Genomic DNA, 22,180 nt, shown 5'->3' with positions numbered 1-22,180 from the left:
GCCTTCAGCCGATCCCGGGGATGAGGGAGATGAGCAGGTCGATGATCTTGATGCCGATGAAGGGGGCGACCAGTCCGCCGAGGCCGTAGATCGTCAGGTTGCGCCGCAGCAGCTTGTCGGCACTGACCGGCCGGTACTGCACACCCTTCAGGGACAGCGGCACCAGGGCGATGATGACGAGCGCATTGAAGATCACCGCGGACAGGATCGCCGAGTCGGGCGAGGACAGGCCCATGATGTTGAGCTTGTCCAGGCCCGGGTAGACGGCCGCGAACAGCGCCGGGATGATCGCGAAGTACTTGGCGACGTCGTTGGCGATGGAGAACGTGGTCAGCGCGCCCCGGGTGATCAGCAACTGCTTGCCGATCTCCACGATCTCGATGAGCTTGGTCGGGTTGGAGTCGAGGTCGACCATGTTGCCGGCCTCCTTGGCGGCCGACGTACCGGTGTTCATCGCGACACCGACGTCCGCCTGGGCGAGGGCGGGGGCGTCGTTGGTGCCGTCACCGGTCATGGCGACCAGCTTGCCGCCGGCCTGCTCGCGCTTGATGAGGGCCATCTTGTCCTCGGGGGTGGCCTCGGCGAGGAAGTCGTCGACACCCGCCTCCTCGGCGATCGCCTTCGCGGTCAGCGGGTTGTCACCCGTGATCATGACCGTCTTGATGCCCATACGGCGCAGTTCCTCGAACCGCTCCCGCATGCCGTCCTTGACGACGTCCTTGAGGTGGATGACGCCCAGGACACGAGCCCCGCGGGCGTCCTCGACCGCGACGAGCAGCGGTGTACCGCCCGCCTCGGAGATGCGGCTCGCGATCTCGTCGGCGTCATCGGCGACCGTGCCGCCCCGTTCCTCGACCCAGGCGATGACCGAACCGGCCGCGCCCTTGCGGATCTTGCGTCCGTCGACGTCCACCCCCGACATGCGGGTCTGCGCGGTGAAGGCGATCCACTCGGCGCCCACCAGTTCGCCCTGGTGGCGCTCGCGCAGGCCGTACTTCTCCTTGGCGAGGACGACGATCGAGCGTCCTTCGGGCGTCTCGTCGGCCAGCGACGACAACTGCGCCGCGTCAGCGACCTGCGCCTCGGTCGTGCCGCGCACCGGCACGAACTCGGCGGCCTGCCGGTTGCCCAGCGTGATGGTGCCGGTCTTGTCCAGGAGGAGGGTGGAGACGTCGCCGGCGGCCTCGACCGCCCGGCCCGACATGGCCAGCACGTTGCGCTGGACCAGGCGGTCCATGCCCGCGATGCCGATCGCGGAGAGCAGGGCGCCGATCGTGGTCGGGATCAGGCAGACCAGCAGGGCTACCAGCACGACCATTGTCAGGTGGGTGCCCGCGTAGTCCGCCAGCGGGGGCAGCGTGGCGCAGGCCAGCAGGAAGACGATGGTGAGCGAGGCCAGGAGGATGTTGAGCGCGATCTCGTTCGGCGTCTTCTGCCGCGCCGCGCCCTCGACCAGGTTGATCATCCGGTCGATGAAGGTCTCACCGGGCCTCGTCGTGATCTTGATGACGATGCGGTCGGACAGGACCTTCGTGCCGCCGGTGACCGCCGAGCGGTCACCGCCGGACTCCCGGATCACGGGCGCCGACTCGCCGGTGATGGCCGACTCGTCCACGCTCGCGACGCCCTCGACGACGTCGCCGTCACCGGGGATGACGTCGCCGGCCTCGCAGACGACCAGGTCGCCGATCCTCAGCTCGGTGCCGGGTACGCGCTCCTCGGCGGAACCGCTGAGCCTGCGCGCCACCGTGTCGGTCTTGGCCTTGCGCAGCGTGTCGGCCTGGGCCTTGCCCCGGCCCTCGGCGACGGCCTCCGCCAGGTTGGCGAAGATCACCGTCAGCCACAGCCAGGCGCTGATGGTCCAGCCGAACCAGTCACCCGGGTCCGTGAACGAGAAGACCGTGGTCAGGACGGAGCCGATCCACACCACGAACATCACGGGGGACTTGACCATCACGCGCGGGTCGAGCTTGCGGAAGGCGTCCGGCAGCGATTTGACCAGTTGCTTGGGGTCGAAGAGGCCCGCGCCCACGCGGCCCTCGGGGGCCTTGTGCCCGGTGGGTGCGTCCTGGTGGGGCGCGAGGGTGGGAGTGGACATGGAGTCCTGCTTCTTTACGTCGGTGGTCATCACGCCAGCCCTTCGGCCAGCGGTCCCAGCGCGAGGGCGGGGAAGTACGTCAGACCGGTGATGATGATGATCGTGCCGACCAGCAGCCCGGTGTACAGCGGCTTGTCCGTGCGCAGGGTGCCCGCGGTCGCCGGGACCGGCTTCTGCTCGGCGAGCGAGCCGGCCAGCGCCAGCACGAACACCATCGGCAGGAACCGGCCGAGGAGCATCGCCAGACCGATCGTGGTGTTGAACCACTGCGTGTCCGCGTTCAGGCCGGCGAAGGCCGAGCCGTTGTTGTTGGCTCCGGACGTGTAGGCGTACAGGATCTCGGAGAACCCGTGCGCCCCGCTGTTCGTCATGGAGTTCGCCGGGGTCGGCAGCGCCATCGCGCAGGCGGTGAAGACGAGCACGAGAGCAGGGGTGATCAAGATGTAGCAGGCCGCCAGCTTGATCTCGCGGGAGCCGATCTTCTTGCCCAGGTACTCGGGCGTGCGGCCGACCATCAGACCGGCGATGAACACCGCGATGATCGCCATGACCAGCATGCCGTAGAGGCCGGAGCCGACACCACCGGGCGCGATCTCGCCCAGCATCATGCCGAGCATGGTGATGCCGCCGCCGAGGCCGGTGAAGGAGGAGTGGAAGGAGTCGACGGCTCCGGTCGAGGTGAGGGTGGTCGACACCGCGAAGATCGAGGAGCCGCCGATGCCGAAGCGGACCTCTTTGCCCTCCATCGCTCCGTTCGCCAGCTCGAAGGCCGGGCCGTGGTGGGAGAACTCGGTCCACATCATCAGCGCGACGAAGCCGATCCAGATGGTGGCCATGGTGGCGAGGATCGCGTAGCCCTGCTTGACCGAGCCGACCATGAGGCCGAAGGTCCGGGTGATCGAGAACGGGATCAGCAGGATCAGGAAGATCTCGAACAGGTTGGAGAACGGAGTGGGGTTCTCGAAGGGGTGGGCGCTGTTGGCGTTGAAGTAGCCGCCTCCGTTGGTGCCCAGCTCCTTGATGACCTCCGTCGAGGCGACCGCACCGCCGTTCCACTGCTGCGTGCCGCCCATGAACTGACCGACTTCATGGATGCCGGAGACGTTCTGGATCACGCCGCACGCGACCAGCACGAGCGCGCCGACGACGGCGATCGGGACGAGGACCCGCACGACACCGCGGACCAGGTCGGACCAGAAGTTGCCCAGCTCACCGGTGCGCGAGCGCGCGAACCCGCGTACGAGCGCCACGGCGACGGCCATACCGACGGCGGCGGAGACGAAGTTCTGGACAGCCAGACCGGCGGTCTGCACGACGTGGCCCATGGCCTGTTCGCCGTAGTAGGACTGCCAGTTGGTGTTACTCACGAACGACGCGGCGGTGTTGAACGCCTGGTCCGGGTCGATGGCGGCGAAGCCCAGCGAGCCCGGCAGGTGGCCCTGGAGGCGCTGGAGCAGGTAGAGGAACAGGACACCGACGGCGGAGAAGGCGAGGACACCGCGCAGGTAGGCGGGCCAGCGCATCTGCGTGTCGGGGTTGGCACCGATGCCCTTGTAGATCCACTTCTCGACGCGCCAGTGCTTGTCGGAGGTGTAGACCTTGGCCATGTAGGTGCCGAGCGGGATGTAGGCGAGTGCCAGTGCCGCTATGAGGGCGAGCAGCTGGAGCACGCCCGCGAGTACGGGACCCATCTCTTGTCTCAGAACCTCTCCGGGAAGATCAGGGCGAGGATGAGATAGCCCAGCAGGGAGACGGCCACGACGAGGCCGACGACGTTCTCGGCGGTCACAGCTTGGTCACCCCCTTGGCGACAAGGGCCACCAACGCGAAAACCGCGATCGTGGTGACGACGAAGGCCAGGTCGGCCATCGCGAACTCCTGGAGTGAGGTTCGGTGGGAACGGACGATTCGAGGAAAGCGCATCTGTGGCCGGATCGGGCCGGTCGTTGACGCCTCCCTAACGGCCGGGCCCACGGTTTTGACGGAACCCTGACGGCACCCGCTCCGAGAGGGCGAGCAGGCTCGCCGTGGAGGCAGGTCGTCCGGCCTCGCGGCAGCCGGAAGCGGAGACGGCAGATCACCGCGTCCGTCTCCCGTCGCACGGCGTGCGCGACGACCGTGCCCCGCTGGTTCTGCAGCAGCCGCTGCCAGAGCCGCTCCGGCTCCGTCTCCGGGATCAGCACGGTGACGCGCACGCCGAGCTCGGCGCCGCCCACGTCACGGACGTAGGCGGCGATGGGTCGGCCCAGCGAGCGCCGCTCGCAGTCCAGCCGGACCAGCGGCACCCCCGGGTTCCACTCGGCCCAGGCCAGCTCCAGCGCGTACAGGGCTGCCCGGTCCTCGGGGTCGGGGTAGCAGACGGTCACCGCGTGGACCTCGTCGCCGAGGGAGGTGGCGGCGGTGAGCGCCTCGGAGGTCAGGCGGGAGATCGAGGAAACGGGCACGATCACGACCGAGCGGTCGCGGTGCGGGACGTCGGGGATCCGGCCGAGGCCGAGACGCTCGCCGATACGGGCGTAGGCGCGGTGCACGGTCCGGAAGGCCACGACCAGCAGCGGCAGGGCGACGACGATCAGCCAGGCCCCCTCCTCGAACTTGGTCGCGGTGACGACGACGGCCGACACTCCGGTGAGCAGCCCGCCGAAGCCGTTGAGGAACGCCTTGCCCCGCCGGCCCGGACCCCGCCGGCTGCGCCAGTGCAGGACCATGCCGGCCTGGGCGATGGTGAAGCCGACGAAGACACCGATGGCGAACAACGGCACCAGGGTGTTGGTGTCACCGCCGGAGAAGACCAGCAGCGCGCACGCGACCAGGGCGAGCGCGAGCACACCGTGCCGGTGCACCTGGCGGTCCGCCTTCAGGGCGAAGACGTGCGGCAGGTAGTTGTCACGGGCCAGCAGCTTCAGCAGCACCGGAAGGCCGCCGAAGGAAGTGTTCGCGGACAGGGCGAGCAGGATCATCGTCGCGAACTGGATCACGTAGAAGGCCCAGTTATGACCGAGCGAGGCGTCCGCGAGCTGGGCGAGGACAGTGACGCCCTCGACCGGCTGGAGGTGGAACCGGGAGATCAGCACCGACAGCCCGATCAGCATCACGCCGAGAACGACTCCGAGCGCGACCTCCGCTCGCTGGGCGCGCCTGACGCGGGGAACGCGGCAGGAGGGAACGGCGTTGGCGATGGCCTCGACGCCGGTGAGAGCGGAGCAGCCCGAGGCGAAAGCCTTCAGCAGGAGCAGGGCGCCCACGGTGGTGGCGTTGTCGGCGAGCACGGAGGCGTGGCCCGCCGCGGTCGCCGTGCTCACGGGCTCGGACCGGAACAGGCCGACGGCGATCAGCACGAGGATCGAGCCGACGAAGACGACAGTCGGCACGATGAACGCCCTCGCCGACTCCACGATGCCGCGCAGGTTCACCGCCGTGATCAGCGCCAGCACGGCCAGGCACAGCACCAGCCGGTCGTCGTAGAGGATGGGGAAGGCCGAGGTCAGGGCGGCGCGCACGCCGAGGCGACCGGCGAGGACGGCATGCCCCGTTCGCCCGTGCCGGAGCCGGCCGAGGGGGACGTCTCGCCGTTGAGACCTGGAAGAGGGCGTTCAGTCGCTTCCGGGAGTCGAACAGGCGCCGACAGGGCGCTCGTTACGGAAAATATGCGGCTCAGGACCGCTCTCGCAGACAATCTTGCGGTGATCCATTGACCCGGACCAAGACGCCCGGATAGAAAGATCACGACCAGGATCGCGATCCGAGTCCGGTCCAACAGCTGCACCCCGGGGGATTTCGCTTTGCCGCACACAGATGCACTTCGTCCTGCCCGCGTCCTCGTGGTCGAACCCGCCTCTTCCGGAGGCGGCACCCTGATCGGCGTCGCGGCCGAGATGGGACTGCGGGTCGTCGTCGCCACCGCCGACTCCGGCGACCGCCGGCTCTCCGACTCCGTGCGCGCGGCGGCCGACTCGGTGCTGACGGTGGAGACCAACGACCAGGCCGCCCTCGATGCGGCCGTGCTCGAACTGCACCGGGCCGAGCCGTTCGAGGCGGTGCTGCCTGGCTCCGACATCTATGTGACGGCGACCGCGCGCGTCGCCGCGGCGCTGCACCTGCCCGGCCTGCCCGTGACGACCGTCGACCGGGTCCGGGACAAGAGCGTCATGCGAGCCGCCGTGGCGGAGGCCGGGCTGCGCACCCCGCGCTTCGCCCAGGCGACCACCGACGCCGAACTGCGCGCCGCGGCCGAACTGGTCGGCTTCCCCTGCGTGCTGAAGCCGGTCGCCTGCTCCGGCAGCATCCACGTCAGCCGCGCCGACGACCTCGACCAGCTCACCGCCGCCTTCCACCGGCTCGTGACCGACCCGGAGCCCGACATGGGCAAGCTGCACGAGCACCGGGTGCTCGTCGAAGAGTACGTGCAGGGCCCGGAGTTCAGCGCCGACGGCTATGTCCTGGAGAACGGCGAGGTCACCGTCGTCGCCCTCAGCCGCACGCTGCTCGGCCCCGAGCCCGACTTCGTGGAGCTGGGCCATCTCACCCCGGCGCTCGTCGACGACGCCACCGTGAAGAACGTCGAGGCGTACGTCGGCGACGTCGTCCGCGCCGTCGGCATCACCAGCGGCCCCTTCCACTGCGAACTGCGCCTGGCCGCCGACGGTCCGGTGCTCATCGAGATCGGTGCCCGGCTTCCGGGTGACCGGATCGTGGAGCTGCTGCGGCTCGTGACCGGCGTCAGCCTGCCCAGGGTGGCCGTCGCCATCGCGCTCGGCGTGGGCCTGGAGGCGGCCGGCGCCTTCGCGCGGCCGCAGGCCGAGAGCGCCGGCATCCGCTTCTTCTCCGCCGCAGGCCGCTCCTCGTACCGGGAGCTCACCGGGTGGGCGGAGCTGGAGGCACTGCCGGACGTCACCGAGACCGCCGTGTACTTCGCACCGGGCGAGACCATCCCGGGCGTCGAGGACTGCCGCTCGCGCCTCGGCCACGCCCTGTTCACCGCCGACTCGCCGCAGGGCGCCCTGGACCGCTGGCAGGCGCTCGGCGACCTCGTCGTCCCGGCCTGACCCGGCGGTTCCCACCATGAACGCACACATACTCGACTACGCGGCCGTCGGCATCGGCCCCGCGAACATGAGTCTCGCCGCGCTCGCGCATCCGGTCGAAGGGCTGCGCGGCGCTCATCTGGAACGCCGTGAGAGTTTCTCCTGGCACCCCGGACTGCTGCTGCCCGAGGCCACCCTCCAGGTCTCGCTGCTCAAGGACCTGGTGACACTGGTCGATCCGACCAGTCCCTTCTCGTTCCTGTCGTTCCTCGCGAGCGAGGGGCGGCTCTACCGGTTCCTGGCCGCGGACTTCCCGGCGGTCCTGCGCGCCGAGTTCAACCAGTACCTCCAGTGGGCCTCCGGGCGGCTGCCGAGCCTTACGTTCGGGGCGGACGTACACAGCGTGGACTTCCACGACGGGGCCTTCCACCTCCGCACCGGCGAACGCGAAGTGACGGCACGTCATCTCGTGCTCGGCACCGGGCTCACCCCGTTCGTCCCCGAGCCGTTCCGCCCCTTCCTCGGCCCCACCGTCTTCCACTCCGGGGAGTTCCTGCTGCGGGCCCCCGAGGTGACCGGACGGCGGGTCGTCGTGGTCGGCGGCGGCCAGAGCGGCGCGGAGATCGTGCGCCATCTTGCGGCCGGAGCGGCCCCCGAGAGCATCACCTGGGTCAGCCGGCGCCCGTCGTTCCTGCCGATGGACGACTCGCCGTTCGCCAACGACCTCTACACGCCCGACTACGTACGCCGCTTCCACGCGCTGCCCGCCGACCACAAGGCCCGGCTCCTGGAGCAGCAGAGGTACACCAGCGACGGCATAGACCTCCAAGTCCTCCAGGACATCTACCGGTTGAGCTACCGCGACGAGTTCATCGAGGACAACCCGGGCAGGCTGCGCTTCCTGGCGGACTGCGCGGTCACCGCGGTCGAGGGTGGCCCCGACGAATGGAAGCTCGTCGTCGAGTCCCCGGGCCCGGACGCACCCGCCGTGCTCGCCGCCGACATCGTGATCCTGAGCACCGGATACGCCTACGCGCTGCCGGAGTTCATGGCTCCGCTGGACGCGCGGCTGCGGCGGGACAGCGGGATGCTCGTCGTCGGCGACGACTTCTCGGTCGCATGGGACGGGCCCGCGGAGAACCGGATCTACCTCCAGAACGGCGCCCGGCACTCCTGGGGCGTCGCCGACCCCAATCTCAGCCTGCTCCCCTGGCGCAGCGCGGTCATCCTCAACAGCATCATGGGTGAGACGAGGTATCCGGTATGACCGCTCGTCAGGTCCCGCAGTTCCAGGCCGAGGCGGCCGGCGTCCTGGTCCCCTTCGGTCCGACCGAGGTGGAATCCGACGGAGTGACCGTCGCCGAGGCGGACTTCGCCCGTTCGGTCTTCCCCCGCGTGCCGTTCGAGGCGGCCCGTTTCACCGTGCCGCCGGGCGGGACCAGCTCGCCCGACCAGCACGCGGTCCAGGAGATCTGGGTGGTCCACGCCGGATCCGGCACCCTGGAGGTGGACGGCGAGCGGTCGCTCGTCGGACCCGGCTCCCTGGTGGGTTTCGCCTCGCAGGCCGTCCACGAGATCTTCGCCGACCAGGGCGAGGAACTGGTCATCTACTCCTTCTGGTGGTCGGCGCCCGATGAGTGAGCGCACCACCGGGACCGGTGAGGCGCCCCACTACGACCTCGCCGTCGTCGGCGCGGGCGCGGTCGGCGCCCTCGCCGCGTACTACGCCGTGCGCCGGGACCCGGACCGCCGCGTCGCCGTGATCACGCACGCCGGACGGGGATCGGGCGCGACCCGCTACTCGGCCGGGTTCGACACGCCCACGGGGCACAACCCGGCCCAGCGCGCCCTGGCCGCCCGCAGCACCGCGCTCTTCGGCGAACTCGCCGCCGGACTCGGCGACGCCGGACGCGCGCCGGTCGACGTCCGCTGGCTGGTGGCGCGCGAGAACACGGCCGCCCTCGACGCGACCATGGCCGACGGCGGCCGCACCCGCCCGGTCACTGCGGAGCAACAGGCCCTGCTCGACCGGACGTTCCCCGGCCTCGCCCACGACGACGACCAAGTCCTGTTGGCCACTGCTCCCATGACGGCCGGTCAGCCCCAGTGGCTCGCCGACCGGCTCCTCGACGAGGTCCTCGGCGGCCGCCCGGACAACACCCTCTTCGAGGGCTTCCGGGTCACCGAAGTACGCCGTACGGGCGGCCGCGTCGAACTGGTCGCCGCCGACGGCAGCCGGATCACCGCCGCCAAGGCGGTCCTCGCGCCCGGCCCCTGGGTCCTGGACGGCCCGGTGGCGGCGGCGGCCCGCGAGCGCGGGGCCCGGGTCAAGAAGGTGGTGGCGTTCCACATCATGACGCCGCCCCCGGCGGGCGCCCCGGCACTCGTCCTGGAGGACGCCGACGCCTTCCTGCTGCCCCACCACCCCGGCGGCCACTGGATCTTCAGCATCACCTCGCCCGACTGGGACCGCGGCCCGGACGAGCCGCTCGCCATCGATGCCCGCGACCGGGAACTCGCCCGGGCCATGCTCGCCCGGCACGTACCGGGATTCCTGCCGCACCTGCTCGGCGGCCGGGTCTTCAGCGACTGCTTCACCCCCGGCCATCTGCCGGTCGTGGACACGGTCGGCGGCGACGACGTGGTCATGGCCATCGGCGGCTCCGGCTCCGGCTATCGACTCGCCCCGGCCATGGCCGAGGACGCACTGAACCTGCTCGACGGGAGACCGCGCACATGAGCCTGCTGACCGGGGACACGCACACCCCCCGGCACTACCTCCTGGTACCGCCCGAGGCCACTCCCAACGGCCCCCTGCACCTCGGCCACATCGGCGGCCCCTTCCTGTGGTCGGACATGATCGCGCGGCATCTGCGGGTCCGGGGCGACCTGCCGTTGGTGATCACCGGCAGCGATGTGTACGAGTCGTACGTGGCGCTCAGGGCGCACGCCGAGGAGTCCACACCCGGCGAGGTGGCCGCCCGCTACGGACAGCGCATCCAGGACGACTTGGCCGCGATGCGCATCGGCGTCGACGCGTTCATCGTCCCCGACCGGCAGCCCTGGCGAGAGCAGTTCGAGCAGGAGGTCGCCGCCTCGATCGAGCGGCTGACGGCCCGGGGCGCGGTGCTGACGCGCACCGAGCGCGTGCCCCACTGCGCGGCGTCGGACCGCTGGGTGGTGGGCGGCTGGCTCCAGGGCCGCTGCCCCGAGTGCGGTGCGGGCATCGCCAGTTACTTCTGCGAGGAGTGCAGTGCGCACTTCCTGCCCGAGTCGGTCGTCGAGCCGCGCCCCCTGCTCGACGAGGGGCCGCTGACCTGGCGGGAGATCTCCAGCCTCTTCCTGCGGCTGCCGGACCGCGACCTCCTGGACGCCACGCTCGTGGGCCTGGGCGTCGCCGAACGCTACCGGGCGACCGTGGCGCGCTTCCTGGAGCGCGACGGCCTGACCGTACGGCTGAGCGCCCCGCAGACGTGGGGGGTTCCGCTGCCCGGTCCCGAGCCGGACGTGCCGCGCGCCCTCTTCCCGTACGCCGGGATCTTCATGTTCGCCCGCCTCGCCGGCGCCGTCCACGGCCGGCTCTCGGGCACCGGCGTGAACGCCTTCGACCCGGACTCCGGGGTCACCACCCTCACCACCCTGGGGGTCGACAACGTGATCCCCACCCTGGTCTCCATCGTCGGGACCAGCCTGCTGCACGGCGACATGAAGCCGTACGACCGGTGCCTGATCAACAACTTCTACCGGCTGGCCGGGCGGAAGTTCTCCACCAGCGCCCGGCACGCCATCTGGGCGGCGGACATCGCCGCGTCGCCCGCCATCGGTGTGGACACCGTCCGGTACCACCTCGCCGGGGCCGATCTGGAGTCCGGGGCGGCGAGCTTCGAGACGGCGGACTTCCTCCGGACCGCGAACGCCACGCTCGCCGACGGCCTCGGCAAGCGGATCGACGCCGCCTGGAGCCGGCTGCCCGAGGGGCCGCCGCAGGCGCCCGCCCCGGCCGTCGCCGACTTCCTGGAGTCCCTGCTCGCCGAGCAGTCCGCGGCGCTCGACGCCGCCCGTGTCTCGACCCGGCGCGCGGTCGCGGCGCTCGACCGCTGGTGCGCCGACGACGCGGTCGCCCACGCGGCCGAGGACGGCGCCTACTGGTGGCTCAAGGGCCTGTCCCTGCTGGCGTTCCCGGTGATGCCGGACCTCGCCGAGCTCCTCTGGCAGCGCCTCGGCGGCGCCGGAGAGCCTCGCGCGGCGGCCTTCCTCGCCAGGACCCCGGCCCACCGGGACCGGCCCGCGCCCGGCTTCGGCCGGGTGAGCGCCGCCGATCTGGACGCCTGCCTGCCCGACACCCTTCGACCGGGAGCGGACGCGTGACCGACCGGACCACACCGCTGTACGTCGTTCTCAACCGCTCCGGCGACGAGTTCGGCGAGTACCACCGTTTCCTCGACGGCCACCCCTGCAGGACGGTGTACCTCACCACGCCCGGCGGGCTGCCCGCGCTCGACCGGGACGGGGCGACCGAGGTCCATGTGCGCGACAGCCTCGCCCACGACGACCTGCTGCCCCTCGTACGGGAGATCGCGGACCGGCACGGCACGCCCGAGGCCGTCTTCGGCCAGTCCGAGTACGACATCCTGACGGCCGCCCGGCTCTCGGCCGCACTCGGCGTCCCCGGCGGCTACGGTCTCGACCTCGTCGAGCGGTTCAAGGACAAGCTCGCCATGAAGAGCGCGGTGGGCGCGGCCGGACTGCGGGTTCCCCGGTTCCTGCGCCTGGACGACGCACCCTCGGCTCAGGTGGTCGTCGACTCCCTCGGCGGTCTGCCCCTGGTCCTCAAGCCGCGCGCCGCGGCGGGCTCCCAGGGAGTCACGGTCGTCCGCAGCGCCGACGAACTGCGCGACGCGCTGAGGGGCGTCGACCCCGAGGCGTACGAGTGCGAGGAGTACGTGGAGGGGGACATCTTCCACGTCGACGGTGTCCGCCGCTCCGGCCGCCTCCACTTCGTCACCGCGTCCCAGTACGTCCACACCTGCCTGGACTACGCACACGGCCGCCCGCTCGGCTCGGTCCTGCTCGACCCGGGCCCCGAGCGCGACGAGCTCACCACCTTCGCCGACCGCTGTCTGCGGGCGCTCGGGCTGCGCGACGGCGCGTTCCACCTGGAGGCGATCCGGCGTCCGGGGGGTGAGCTGGTGTTCCTGGAGGTCGGGCTGCGGCCGGGCGGCGCGCAGGTGCCGTTCCTGCACGTCGACCTCTTCGGCATCGACCTGTTCGCCGAGGCGTTCCGGGCGGCCCTGGGCCTGCCCCCGCTGTGGCAGCCGTCCGAACCGGCCGGGCCCCGGGCCGGCGGCTGGCTCATCTACCCCGCTCCGCGCGAGCTGCCCGGACGGGTCGCCGCGCGCACCTCGCCCAGGTCGGCCGTCCCCGAGGTCTACCACGAGGAACTGCCCGCGATCGGCCAGATCATGACCGGGCCCGGCAGTTATGACGAGGGCTGCGGGATCTTCCGGTTCCGGGGGCGGAGCGCCGCCGGGGTGCGTGCCGCCGTGCACGCCGCGATGGAGGTGTACGGGCTGCGGACCGAGCGGGCCGAGGGAGCTGGGCCGCATGGCTGAGGCACGCCGGTACGGCGCCGTACTGCGCGCGTGGTTCCGGGAGACCCTTCCGGCCGCCGGGAACGCGCGCAGACTCGGCGTTCTCACACTCATCCAGTCCCTGGGGCTCGGGGTGTTCCTCACCTCCAGCGCCGTGTTCTTCACCCGGACCATCGGTATCCCCGCCCAGCGCGTGGGCCTCGCCCTGTCGGTCGCCGGGCTCTGCGGTCTGGTCTGCACCGTGCCCATCGGCCGACTCGCGGACCGGCTCGGCGCGGGCCGGGTGCTCACCGCCAACTTCCTGCTCGCGGCCGCCGGCTTCACCGCGTACTGCCTGGTGGACGGCTTCACCGCGTTCCTCGCGGTCGCCTGTGCCCTCGCGGTCCTGGAGACCTCGGCGGGCGCGCTCCAGGCGTCGCTCACCGACGCGCTGGTGGGCGAGGCGGAGCGGGTCAAGGTGAGCGCGCAGATGCGCAGCCTGTTCAACCTGGGCTTCCTCGGCGGCGCCGCGCTGGCCGGAGCCGCCATCGCGGCCGGCACCTCGACCGCCCTGTACGCCACGGTCCTCGCCAACGCCGCCCTCCAGCTGGTCTCCGTAGCCGTGCTGCTCGGGATGCGGCTGCCCGCGGGCGCCGGGCCCCGGTCCCCCGCCGCCGAGGCGCAGGGCGGGGTGCTGCGCAGCGCCGCGCTGCGGGACGTGCGCTATGTGGCTGTCGCGCTGGTGTGCGGCGCTCTGGAGCTGTACCACCCGCTGCTGACGGTCGGTCTGCCGCTGTGGATCGTCACCGCCACCGACGCGCCCGCGCTGCTGGTGTCGGGGCTGCTGATCCTGGACACCGTCCTGGTGCTGTTGTTCCAGGTCGCCGTCAGCAAGGGCGCACGTACCCCGGCGGGAGCGGCACGTATGCTGCGCTGGGCGGGGTGGGCGCTGGGGGCCTCCTGCCTGGTCTTCGCGGTGAGCGGGGGCCACGGCGCGCTCCTGGACAGCGCGGCCCTGCTGGGCGGCGCGCTGGTGCTCGTCCTCGGCGAGCTGTACCAGGCGTCGGCGAGCTGGGGCCTGTCCTTCGGGCTCGCCCCTGCGGGCCGGCAGGGGGAGTACCAGGCGGTGTTCTCCCTGGGGCGCGGACTCCAGCAGTTCGCCGGGCCGTGGCTGATGACCTCCCTGGTCGTCGGCGCGGCGGGGACCGGCTGGCTGGTCCTCGCGGCGCTCTTCGCCCTGCTCGGGCTCGCCGCGCCGCCGTTGGTGCGCGGCCTGGAGAAGGCCCGCGCGCGGACGGAGCCTGCGTCGGCCTGAGCGGACCGGCCGGCGCCCGTCCGGACCACATGTGTCACACCCGTCCCACCGAAACAAGTAGGCGAGCACCATGACCGTACAGCGACGACACGACCCGGACGAGCGCGGCTTCGCCAGCGACAACTACGCGGGGGCGCACCCCGAGATCCTCGCGGCGATCGCCCTGGCCAACGGCGGCCACCAGGTCAGCTACGGCGCCGACGTCTACACCGAGCGCCTCCAGGAAGTGGTGCGCGGCCACTTCGGCCCCACCGCGCACACCTACCCGGTCTTCAACGGCACCGGCGCGAACGTGGTCGCGCTGCAGACCATGCTCGACCGCTGGGACGCCGTGGTCTGCGCCGAGTCGGCCCACATCAACGTCGACGAGGGCGGGGCACCCGAGAAGGTCGCCGGGATCAAGCTCCTGACGGTGCCCGCATGGGACGGCAAGCTCACCCCTGAGCTGATCGACCGACAGGCATGGGGCTTCGAGGACGAGCACCGGGCCCGGCCCAAGGTCGTCTCGATCGCCCAGTCCACCGAGCTCGGCACCTGCTACACGCCGGACGAGATCCGTGCGATCTGTGACCACGCGCACGACCTCGGCATGCTCGTCTACCTCGACGGTGCCCGGCTCGCCAACGCCGCCGCCACCCTCGGCGTGCCCCTGCGCGAGATGACCACCGACGCCGGCGTGGACGTCCTCTCGCTCGGCGGCACCAAGAACGGGCTGCTCTTCGGCGAGGCGGTGATCGTGCTCAACGAGGACGCGGTGCGCGGCATGGCTCACCTGCGCAAGACGAGCATGCAGCTGGGCTCCAAGATGCGTTTCCTGTCGGTGCAGTTCGAGGCGTTGCTGGGCGGCGACCTCTGGCTGCGCTCGGCGGCCCGCTCCAACGCGATGACCCAGCGGCTGTACGAGGCGGTGCGCGAACTGCCGGGCCTGGAGATCTCTCGCCCGGTGCAGGCCAACCAGATCTTCGCCGTCCTGCCGCCGGCCGTCACCGAGCGTCTCCAGAAGCGTTTCCGCTTCTACACCTGGGACGAGCAGGCCGGCGAGGTCCGCTGGATGACCTCCTTCGACACCACCGAGGACGACGTGGACGCGTTCGCGGCGGCGATCGCGGAGGAACTGGCGGCGGAGCGAGGCGAAGGCCCGGAGGGCGCGCTGACCACGGCCGAGCGCGAGGAACTGGTGCAACTGCGCCGTAAGGTCCGCGAAATGAAAGAGACGATCGAAGCGCTGGGGAAAGAGCTGCCTCCCTTCTCCGCGCACCGCAAGACGAAGTAGCCGGCGGCACGTGCCCGGGGGCGGGCGAGCGCCTGACCCCCGGGCAGGAGAAGCACTGAGCCTCGAAGAACGACCCCACCCCACGCGCGAGCAGCCGCGCCACGCACCAGGCCTGCCGAGCGGGGCGATGGGCGGTGCCGGAGGCCCCTGCCGCAGGTACAGGTCAGCAAGCCGGACGTGGCCCGGCCTGATGCCCGCCCTTTGCCTGCCCGGAGGCGGCAATCACTCGTACCGGTACTTCAGCGAATCCGCCTCCGCCTGTTCGATGTCGGCGATCGTCAGCTCCGGCATCCGCAGCTGGGCCAGCGTCACCTCGGCCGAGGTCGGCTGGGCGTCGGCCGGCAGCCACTGTTCCGGCTTCCAGGCCCCGCTGCGCAGGAGCGACTTGGGACAGTGCGGGTAGACCTCCTCGATCCCCAGCACCAGCGCACTGGCCGGCGGCTTGCCCACGGCGGTCAGCTGCGACAGCAGCTCCGGGCGGGTGGAGACGCAGGCCCGGCCGTTCACCCTGAGCGTCGTGGTGCGGCCCGGGATGATGAACAGCAGCCCGGCCCGGCCGGTGGCGATGACGTTCTGCAGGGTGTCCAGACGCTTGTTGCCGGTCGCGTCGGGTATCGCCACCGTCCGTGCGTCCAGGACGGCGACGAACCCCGGAGGGCCGCCGCGCGGGGAGACGTCGCAGTTGCCGTCGGCGTCCGTGCTGGCGACCAGGACCAGGGACGAGCACGCGATCAACCGCTGCGACTGTTCGGTGAGTTCGGTCATCTGCTTGCGCAGGGCCGCGTCCCCGGGCAGTTCGTAGACCCGGCGCAACGCGTCCTGGTCGGTCACGGCGTCGAAGCTGAGCGAGTCGAAGGCACTGCCGGCAAGGGATGTCGTCATGCCACCGACCCTAATGGGCTTGGCTGTTGAGGCTTCGCCCGGTGTGCGGTCGAAGGCGACGCCCACGGCCCGGCGCGGTCTCCTTCCTTTGAACCACGCGCCCGGCGCCGATGGCGATCTCGGGTCCGGCGACTCACGGGTGAGGTCGGCCGGGTCTTCCTCGGTGAGGGTGGTGTCGGCGGGGGCCCATGGCCGGTCCCACCCGGAGACGCCGGAGGTGTGCGACAGCAGGTGCCGGACCAGCACGCTCTCCGCCCGGGCCGGGTCTGTTCTCCACGTGGTGAGAGTCCTGCCGAATACGTGACCGAGGGTGTCATGTTTTGGCGGCAGGCTCGTCCGTACCGGCGTCAGGGCGGTGGGGAAGACACCACGCCCATGTACGTACTTCCCATGGATGCGATGGAGTGGATGTGGCAGTGCAACGAACAGCGGTCAACCCGGTGACGTGGTCGAAGGAGATGGGGTTCAACCAGGGCGAGTTCGTCTCCGGGCACACCCGGACCCTGTACTGCTCCGGGCATACCGCCATGAGCGCCGAGGGCAGCGCGACTCGAGCGACGGGTCGCCGGCCATGGTCGTCAGGTCGGAGCCGGCGATCGGCGTCTGGGTGATCGCGGTCCGGGCGGAGCCGCCGTCGGACTTGATCTGCTGGTCGATGGCGGCCTGATCCTGCCCGAACTTCGCGTCGATCTCGTCGAGGTTCTGCTGCCGGATCGGGTCGTTCGACTGGCTCCAGTTCTTGTTCCGGACTTCTTTTGCTTCTTCCTCGGAATCCCCCGCGCCGGGTAAAGGGGGCGGGCGGCGGGCCCGGCGTCAGCCGACCGGCACCCCGGCTTCCAGATAGAGCGCCGCGCCTCGTTCGCGTGCGCGCAGCGCCCAGCGCAGCCGCTCGTAGCGCACGGGGGGCAGGAGGTCGGCGGCCTCCGCCTCGGTGACGAACCGCCAGGCACGCAGCTCCGGGCCGGGCAGCAGGAGCCGGCCGGCCTCGGCGGAGTGCAGCAGTCCGCCGTCGAAGAGCAGGCGCAGCCCGCCGAAGGCGGGGGGTGCGGGGCGCTCCCAGTCGACGACGAGCAGGCTGGGCAGCCGTTCGAGGCGGATGCCCGTCTCCTCGGCGACCTCCCGCACCCCGGCTCGCGCGGGTGCCTCACCGGGTTCGACGACGCCGCCGGGGAACTCCCAGCCGGCCTTGTAGGTCGGGTCGACGAGCAGCACGCGGTCCTGCTCGTCGAAGAGGAGCACTCCGGCGGCGACGGTCTCGGCGGTGGGCTCGGGCGTCTGCACGATGTCGCAGACGGGCGCGGACCCGTCGGTGACGGCCCCGGCGATCCGCACGGCCGTCTCGTACGGCGTGAGGTCGCTGGTGTCGACCGGGTGGGCGTCGGCGGTGAGCCAAGAGGCGAGGGCGGTCCGGTACGGCTCGATGTGGTCGAAGGACCACTGGCGTATTCGCGCATCGCCGTCAGGGAGGTCCCGGGGGATCTCACGGCCCGCTATACGCTCCCGCAGTATCGTTTCGGCCGGAGCGAGCAGGATATGACTGACCGGAATCCTGCGGGCGGCGAGGCCGCCGAAGATCTCGTCGCGGTACTCCTGGCGCAACAGTGTCATGGGTACGACGAGGGTCCCGCCGAGCTCGGCGAGCAACGCGGCCGCCGTGTCGATCACGAGCCGTCGCCAGATCGGCAGGTCCTGGAAGTCGCCGACCTCGGCGAGGTGCTTGGGCGGCAGCAAATGGGCTAGCGCGCCGCCGATGACCTCCGGGTCGAAGAGCGTGCTGTTCGGGATCAGTTCGATCAGCTCCCGTGCGGTGGTGGTCTTCCCCGCACCGAACGCGCCGTTGATCCAGACGACGGTCACAGGTCCCCCTCTTCTGTTGGCCCCCAGAGGCTTGCCCGCTCCACCCTGCCACGGAAACCAGCCGCAGTTGAGGGCGCATGACGACGGCGCCGGCCCCGTCACGCGGGAGCACCGGCGCCGTGGCCGCGGGGCCGTGCGGCTCGTCAGCCCTTCTTCTTGGCCTGGGGGCCGTTCTCCCGGTCCAGGGACAGGCCGTCCTTGGTTGCGGTCTCGTCGAGGGTCTTGAGGGTCTCGTCGACGCTCAGGGTCCCGAGCTCCTCCCCGAGGGCGTGGGACGGGGTGACCGCCGCGACGACGAAGCCGGTGGCGAGGGAGGCGATGGCGAGCATGCTGCGCTTCTTCATGCCCGACTCAACTGCCCGACCCGCCCCGGGGTCACGCAGCCGCGTACGACCGGGCGAAGCGGGACTCCTTCGCCGTCGCGCAGGACCGGGCGAAGCGGGACTCCTTCGCCGTCGCGAAGGATCGGTCGAAGCGGGACTTCTTCGCGGTCGTGCAGGACGGGGCGAAGCCAGCCTTCTAGGCGGAGCCGCCGTCCCGGCCGGCCGCCCACGCTCCGGGGCCGCCGCCGCGCCACTCGATGAGCCCCGTGGCCGCCACGTACGCCTCGTCCGCGTCCTCGATCCCGGCGCGCCGCAGGAACTCGGCGATGTCGAGCGGCCCGTAGGCGATCCCGAGGAACTGGCCGTCCACACGGACCCGCCGGCCGCCGTCCGCGGCGGGCGGGTAGACCACGACGGGCTTCTCCGACGCCATGGGACCAGGGTGCGCGGCGACGGCGCCGGCCGCGCGCCGGACTGAGCCGTTCAGCCCGCTTTCCGCGTCGGACGGAACTCGTGCACCTCTGCCGTGAGAGTGCCGTCCTGCTGCTCGTAGTGGGACAGGGCGAGACCGAGGCCGAAGAAGGTGGGCGCCCATTCGCCGACGAAGATGCCCCAGCGGTCGGCGCGGGCGACGCCGGTGTCCGCTTCCATCTTCCGGGAGCCCATCCAGGCGACGACACTGAGGCCGATGGAGGCCATGCCGGCCAGGTAGGCGTGTTCGCTGCGGACGCCCATCTCGTGCATCTTCTTGATGATCATCAGCGGCTCCGTTCCGTGGGGGTTCAGGAGACGGAGTGCCCCCACCAGATGACGATATTCACCGCTTTTGTGCTTAATGTCCGACATGGCGGCTGTGAGGCGGGCCCCGACGCGCCCACCCCACGGTCGCGGACTTCCGTCAGGCGCCCACGTAGGCCGCCAGGTGCTCCCCGGTCAGCGTCGAGCGGGCCTCGACGAGGTCGGCCGGAGTGCCCTCGAAGACGATCCGGCCGCCGTCGTGGCCGGCGCCGGGGCCGAGGTCGATGATCCAGTCGGCATGCGCCATGACCGCCTGGTGGTGCTCGATCACGATGACCGACTTGCCGGAGTCGACGAGCCGGTCGAGCAGACCGAGCAGCTGCTCCACATCCGCGAGGTGGAGCCCGGTGGTCGGCTCGTCGAGGACGTACACGCCGCCCTTGTCCCCCATGTGCGTGGCCAGCTTGAGCCGCTGCCGCTCGCCGCCGGACAGCGTGGTGAGCGGCTGGCCGAGGGTGAGGTAGCCGAGCCCGACGTCCGCGAGCCGCTGCAGGACCTTGTGGGCGGCCGGTGTGCGGGCCTCACCGCTGCCGAAGAACTCCTCGGCCTCGGCCACCGGCATCGCCAGCACCTCGCTGATGTCCCTGCCGCCGAGCCGGTACTCCAGCACCGACGCGTCGAACCGCTTCCCTTCGCACTCCTCGCAGGGCGTGGCGACGCTCTGCATGATCGCGAGGTCGGTGTAGATGACACCGGCGCCGTTGCAGGTGGGGCAGGCGCCCTCGGAGTTGGCGCTGAACAGGGCCGGCTTCACCCCGTTGGCCTTGGCGAAGGCCTTGCGGATCGGGTCGGCCAGCCCGGTGTACGTCGCCGGGTTGCTGCGCCGGGAACCGCGGATCGGGGCCTGGTCGATCGCCACCACGCCCTCGGCACCCGTCTGCCCGGGCAGCGCGCCGTGCAGGAGCGAGCTCTTGCCGGAGCCCGCGACGCCGGTGACGACGGTGAGCACGCCGAGCGGGATGTCGACGTCGACGTCCCGCAGGTTGTTCGCCGAGGCGCCCCGGATCTCCAGCGCCCCGGTGGGCTTGCGGACGGTCGCCTTGATCTTGGCCCGGTCGTCGAGGTGCCGGCCGGTGACGGTGCCACTGCCCCGCAGTCCCTCCAGGCTGCCCTCGAAGCAGACGGTGCCGCCCGCCGTGCCGGCTCCGGGGCCGAGGTCCACGACATGGTCGGCGATGGCGATCGTCTCCGGCTTGTGCTCGACGACCAGCACGGTGTTGCCCTTGTCGCGCAGGCGCAGCAGCAGGTTGTTCATCCGCTGGATGTCATGGGGGTGCAGGCCGATGGACGGCTCGTCGAAGACGTAGGTGACATCGGTGAGCGAGGACCCGAGGTGGCGGATCATCTTGGTGCGCTGGGCCTCGCCGCCGGAGAGCGTGCCCGACGCCCGGTCGAGCGACAGGTAGCCGAGGCCGATCTCCACGAACGAGTCCAGGGTGTGCTGGAGCTTGGTCAGCAGCGGCGCCACCGACGGCTCGTCGAGCCCCCGCACCCACTCCGCCAGGTCGCGGATCTCCATCGCGCAGGCGTCCGCGATGTTCACCGCGCCGATCTTCGAGGAGCGCGCGAGCTCGCTGAGCCGGGTGCCGTCGCACTCGGGGCACCGGGTGAAGGTGACCGCCCGGTCCACGAAGGCCCGGATGTGCGGCTGCATCGACTCGCGGTCCTTGGACAGGAAGCTCTTCTGCAGCTTCGGGATCAACCCCTCGTAGGTGAGGTTGACCCCGTTGATCTTCACCTTGGTCGGTTCGCGGTAGAGGAAGTCGTGCCGCTCCTTCTTGGTGTAGTCGCGGATCGGCTTGTCCTTGTCGAAGAAGCCCGACTCGGCGATGACCCGCACCACCCAGCCGCCCCCGGTGTAGGTGGGGATGGTGAAGGGGTCCTCGGAGAGCGACTTGGAGTCGTCGTAGAGCTGGGCGAGGTCGATGTCCGAGACCGTGCCCCGGCCCTCGCAGTGCGTGCACATACCGCCGGTGCGGCTGAAGGACACCTTCTCGGTCTTGGTCTTGTCGGCCCCTCGGTCCACCGTGAAGCCACCGCTCGCCGAGACCGAGGCGGTGTTGAAGGAGAACGCGCCGGGCGGGCCGATGTGCGGTGTGCCGAGGCGGCTGAACAGGATCCGCAGCATCGCGTTGGCGTCGGTGGCGGTGCCGACGGTGGAGCGCGGGTCGGACCCCATGCGCTGCTGGTCGACGGCGATCGCGGTGGTCAGCCCGTCGAGGACGTCGACCTCGGGCCGGGCCAGGTTCGGCATGAACCCCTGCAGGAAGGCGCTGTAGGTCTCGTTGATCAGCCGCTGCGACTCCGCCGCGATGGTGTCGAACACCAGCGAGCTCTTGCCCGAACCGGAGACACCGGTGAACACCGTGAGCCGGCGCTTGGGGATCTCGATGCTGACGTCCTTGAGGTTGTTCTCGCGTGCGCCGTGCACACGGATCACGTCATGGCTGTCGGCAACGTGCGGCCCGGGCGGCTGTCGGTCCGTCGTCGTGGCCTTGCTCATGGTGTCTCCATCTGTCGGGCGGTGCTGCCGCGCTCTCGGGCGATCTCGTTTGCGCCCGCGCCGCTCCCGGGGAGCGGCGCGGGCCGTGCGGTGCGGTGCGGTGCGGTGCGGGGACTGTTACGGCGCCTTCAGCTGCTGGATGCGGACCATGTTGCCCGCGGGATCGCGGAAGGCGCAGTCACGGACGCCGTAGGGCTGGTCGACCGGCTCCTGGACCACCTCGGCGTCACCCGCCTGCACCCGCTCGAAGGTGGCGTCGACGTCGGTGGTGGCCAGGACGATGCTGGCGTAGGTGCCCTTGGCCATCATCTCGGTGATGGTGCGGCGCTCGTCGTCGGTGACGCCGGGGTCGGCGGCCGGCGGGTGCAGCACGATGTTCGTGCCGGGCTGGCCGACGGGGCCGACCGTGATCCAGCGCATGCCCTCGTACCCGACGTCGTTTCTGACTTCGAAGCCGAGGGTGTCGCGGTAGAACGCCAGGGAGGCGTCCGGGTCGTCGTGCGGAAGGAAACTGGCGTGAATGCGAAGGTCCATGGC

General features: G+C 71.1%; 19 protein-coding genes and 1 pseudogene. 9 read left to right on the top strand and 11 right to left on the bottom strand.

The features are described from left to right. Positions 1-4 precede the first annotated feature (4 nt). Genes kdpB through AB0937_RS22420 form a run of 4 tightly spaced genes read right to left on the bottom strand, consistent with a single transcriptional unit; the run spans position 5 to position 5,598 of the window. Positions 5-2,128: a potassium-transporting ATPase subunit KdpB gene (kdpB, locus tag AB0937_RS22435; RefSeq protein WP_366713961.1), complete on the bottom strand. Its 2,124-nt coding sequence runs from the start codon at positions 2,126-2,128 to the stop codon at positions 5-7. Further along, on the bottom strand, positions 2,128-3,789 hold the full coding sequence (kdpA, locus tag AB0937_RS22430) for a potassium-transporting ATPase subunit KdpA (RefSeq protein ID WP_366713960.1): 1,662 nt from the start codon (positions 3,787-3,789) through the stop codon (positions 2,128-2,130). Before kdpA ends, kdpB begins: the two co-directional genes overlap by 1 nt. 8 nt (positions 3,790-3,797) lie before the next feature. Beyond that, a complete protein-coding gene (gene kdpF / locus AB0937_RS22425; protein WP_359630810.1) occupies positions 3,798-3,887 on the bottom strand; it encodes a K(+)-transporting ATPase subunit F in 90 nt (29 codons plus the stop codon). Positions 3,888-3,894: 7 nt separating this feature from the next. Further along, positions 3,895-5,598, bottom strand: a complete 1,704-nt coding sequence (locus tag AB0937_RS22420; protein ID WP_366713959.1) for an APC family permease — start codon at positions 5,596-5,598, stop codon at positions 3,895-3,897. Between the two features lie 321 nt (positions 5,599-5,919). Here AB0937_RS22420 and AB0937_RS22415 point away from each other — a divergent pair, with 321 nt between their 5' ends. From AB0937_RS22415 to AB0937_RS22380, 8 genes are all read left to right on the top strand, one after another. Further along, positions 5,920-7,143 (top strand): ATP-grasp domain-containing protein, encoded by a 1,224-nt coding sequence (locus tag AB0937_RS22415; RefSeq protein ID WP_366713958.1) that lies wholly within the window; start codon positions 5,920-5,922, stop codon positions 7,141-7,143. Between the two features lie 16 nt (positions 7,144-7,159). Next, positions 7,160-8,389 (top strand): SidA/IucD/PvdA family monooxygenase, encoded by a 1,230-nt coding sequence (locus AB0937_RS22410; protein WP_366713957.1) that lies wholly within the window; start codon positions 7,160-7,162, stop codon positions 8,387-8,389. After that, a complete protein-coding gene (locus AB0937_RS22405) occupies positions 8,386-8,763 on the top strand; it encodes a cupin domain-containing protein (protein ID WP_366713956.1) in 378 nt (125 codons plus the stop codon). Before AB0937_RS22410 ends, AB0937_RS22405 begins: the two co-directional genes overlap by 4 nt. Continuing rightward, on the top strand, positions 8,756-9,862 hold the full coding sequence (locus AB0937_RS22400; RefSeq protein ID WP_366713955.1) for an FAD-dependent oxidoreductase: 1,107 nt from the start codon (positions 8,756-8,758) through the stop codon (positions 9,860-9,862). Before AB0937_RS22405 ends, AB0937_RS22400 begins: the two co-directional genes overlap by 8 nt. After that, positions 9,859-11,490 (top strand): class I tRNA ligase family protein, encoded by a 1,632-nt coding sequence (locus AB0937_RS22395; RefSeq protein WP_366713954.1) that lies wholly within the window; start codon positions 9,859-9,861, stop codon positions 11,488-11,490. The genes AB0937_RS22400 and AB0937_RS22395 overlap by 4 nt, the downstream gene beginning before the upstream one ends. Beyond that, positions 11,487-12,734 carry a hypothetical protein gene (locus AB0937_RS22390; RefSeq protein WP_366713953.1) on the top strand — a complete coding sequence of 416 codons (1,248 nt, stop codon included), beginning with the start codon at positions 11,487-11,489 and terminating at the stop codon, positions 12,732-12,734. The genes AB0937_RS22395 and AB0937_RS22390 overlap by 4 nt, the downstream gene beginning before the upstream one ends. Then, positions 12,727-14,007 carry an MFS transporter gene (locus tag AB0937_RS22385; RefSeq protein ID WP_366713952.1) on the top strand — a complete coding sequence of 427 codons (1,281 nt, stop codon included), beginning with the start codon at positions 12,727-12,729 and terminating at the stop codon, positions 14,005-14,007. Before AB0937_RS22390 ends, AB0937_RS22385 begins: the two co-directional genes overlap by 8 nt. A gap of 70 nt (positions 14,008-14,077) precedes the next feature. Continuing rightward, the gene (locus tag AB0937_RS22380) at positions 14,078-15,280 is read left to right on the top strand and encodes a low specificity L-threonine aldolase (protein WP_366713951.1); all 1,203 of its coding nucleotides are present in this window, start codon (positions 14,078-14,080) and stop codon (positions 15,278-15,280) included. Between the two features lie 222 nt (positions 15,281-15,502). Here AB0937_RS22380 and AB0937_RS22375 read toward each other — a convergent pair whose 3' ends face one another. Beyond that, positions 15,503-16,162, bottom strand: coding sequence for an MSMEG_1061 family FMN-dependent PPOX-type flavoprotein (locus AB0937_RS22375; protein WP_366713950.1), 660 nt, complete (start codon positions 16,160-16,162; stop codon positions 15,503-15,505). A gap of 416 nt (positions 16,163-16,578) precedes the next feature. Between AB0937_RS22375 and AB0937_RS22370 the strand changes: the two are divergent. Beyond that, positions 16,579-16,704: pseudogene (locus AB0937_RS22370) on the top strand (RidA family protein); the annotation flags it as partial. Between the two features lie 271 nt (positions 16,705-16,975). Here AB0937_RS22370 and AB0937_RS22365 read toward each other — a convergent pair. From AB0937_RS22365 to AB0937_RS22340, 6 genes are all read right to left on the bottom strand, one after another. Further along, positions 16,976-18,019: an NUDIX domain-containing protein gene (locus tag AB0937_RS22365; protein WP_366713949.1), complete on the bottom strand. Its 1,044-nt coding sequence runs from the start codon at positions 18,017-18,019 to the stop codon at positions 16,976-16,978. Between the two features lie 143 nt (positions 18,020-18,162). Then, a complete protein-coding gene (locus AB0937_RS22360; RefSeq protein ID WP_366713948.1) occupies positions 18,163-18,363 on the bottom strand; it encodes a hypothetical protein in 201 nt (66 codons plus the stop codon). Positions 18,364-18,538: 175 nt separating this feature from the next. Continuing rightward, positions 18,539-18,775, bottom strand: coding sequence for a hypothetical protein (locus AB0937_RS22355; RefSeq protein ID WP_366713947.1), 237 nt, complete (start codon positions 18,773-18,775; stop codon positions 18,539-18,541). Positions 18,776-18,825: 50 nt separating this feature from the next. Next, positions 18,826-19,101 carry a hypothetical protein gene (locus AB0937_RS22350; RefSeq protein WP_366714103.1) on the bottom strand — a complete coding sequence of 92 codons (276 nt, stop codon included), beginning with the start codon at positions 19,099-19,101 and terminating at the stop codon, positions 18,826-18,828. 139 nt (positions 19,102-19,240) lie between these two features. Further along, positions 19,241-21,643: an excinuclease ABC subunit UvrA gene (locus AB0937_RS22345; RefSeq protein ID WP_366713946.1), complete on the bottom strand. Its 2,403-nt coding sequence runs from the start codon at positions 21,641-21,643 to the stop codon at positions 19,241-19,243. 117 nt (positions 21,644-21,760) lie between these two features. Continuing rightward, positions 21,761-22,177: a VOC family protein gene (locus tag AB0937_RS22340; protein WP_366713945.1), complete on the bottom strand. Its 417-nt coding sequence runs from the start codon at positions 22,175-22,177 to the stop codon at positions 21,761-21,763. Between the last annotated feature and the right edge of the window lie 3 nt (positions 22,178-22,180).

Origin of the sequence: Streptomyces sp. NPDC047880 (assembly GCF_040706515.1) — a bacterium.
Taxonomy (GTDB): domain Bacteria; phylum Actinomycetota; class Actinomycetes; order Streptomycetales; family Streptomycetaceae; genus Streptomyces.
The sequence above is the reverse complement of the archived record's forward strand: the minus strand, read 5'-3'. Positions and strand labels throughout refer to the sequence as shown.

Excerpts from the sequence above, each read along its gene's own strand:
- kdpB (WP_366713961.1), bottom strand. The coding sequence starts at position 2,128 with ATGACCACCGACGTAAAGAAGCAGGACTCCATGTCCACTCCCACCCTC.
- kdpA (WP_366713960.1), bottom strand. The coding sequence starts at position 3,789 with ATGGGTCCCGTACTCGCGGGCGTGCTCCAGCTGCTCGCCCTCATAGCG.
- AB0937_RS22410 (WP_366713957.1), top strand. The coding sequence starts at position 7,160 with ATGAACGCACACATACTCGACTACGCGGCCGTCGGCATCGGCCCCGCG.
- AB0937_RS22405 (WP_366713956.1), top strand. The coding sequence starts at position 8,386 with ATGACCGCTCGTCAGGTCCCGCAGTTCCAGGCCGAGGCGGCCGGCGTC.
- AB0937_RS22400 (WP_366713955.1), top strand. The coding sequence starts at position 8,756 with ATGAGTGAGCGCACCACCGGGACCGGTGAGGCGCCCCACTACGACCTC.
- AB0937_RS22395 (WP_366713954.1), top strand. The coding sequence starts at position 9,859 with ATGAGCCTGCTGACCGGGGACACGCACACCCCCCGGCACTACCTCCTG.
- AB0937_RS22385 (WP_366713952.1), top strand. The coding sequence starts at position 12,727 with ATGGCTGAGGCACGCCGGTACGGCGCCGTACTGCGCGCGTGGTTCCGG.
- AB0937_RS22380 (WP_366713951.1), top strand. The coding sequence starts at position 14,078 with ATGACCGTACAGCGACGACACGACCCGGACGAGCGCGGCTTCGCCAGC.
- AB0937_RS22375 (WP_366713950.1), bottom strand. The coding sequence starts at position 16,162 with ATGACGACATCCCTTGCCGGCAGTGCCTTCGACTCGCTCAGCTTCGAC.
- AB0937_RS22360 (WP_366713948.1), bottom strand. The coding sequence starts at position 18,363 with ATGAAGAAGCGCAGCATGCTCGCCATCGCCTCCCTCGCCACCGGCTTC.
- AB0937_RS22355 (WP_366713947.1), bottom strand. The coding sequence starts at position 18,775 with ATGGCGTCGGAGAAGCCCGTCGTGGTCTACCCGCCCGCCGCGGACGGC.
- AB0937_RS22350 (WP_366714103.1), bottom strand. The coding sequence starts at position 19,101 with ATGATCATCAAGAAGATGCACGAGATGGGCGTCCGCAGCGAACACGCC.
- AB0937_RS22345 (WP_366713946.1), bottom strand. The coding sequence starts at position 21,643 with ATGAGCAAGGCCACGACGACGGACCGACAGCCGCCCGGGCCGCACGTT.
- AB0937_RS22340 (WP_366713945.1), bottom strand. The coding sequence starts at position 22,177 with ATGGACCTTCGCATTCACGCCAGTTTCCTTCCGCACGACGACCCGGAC.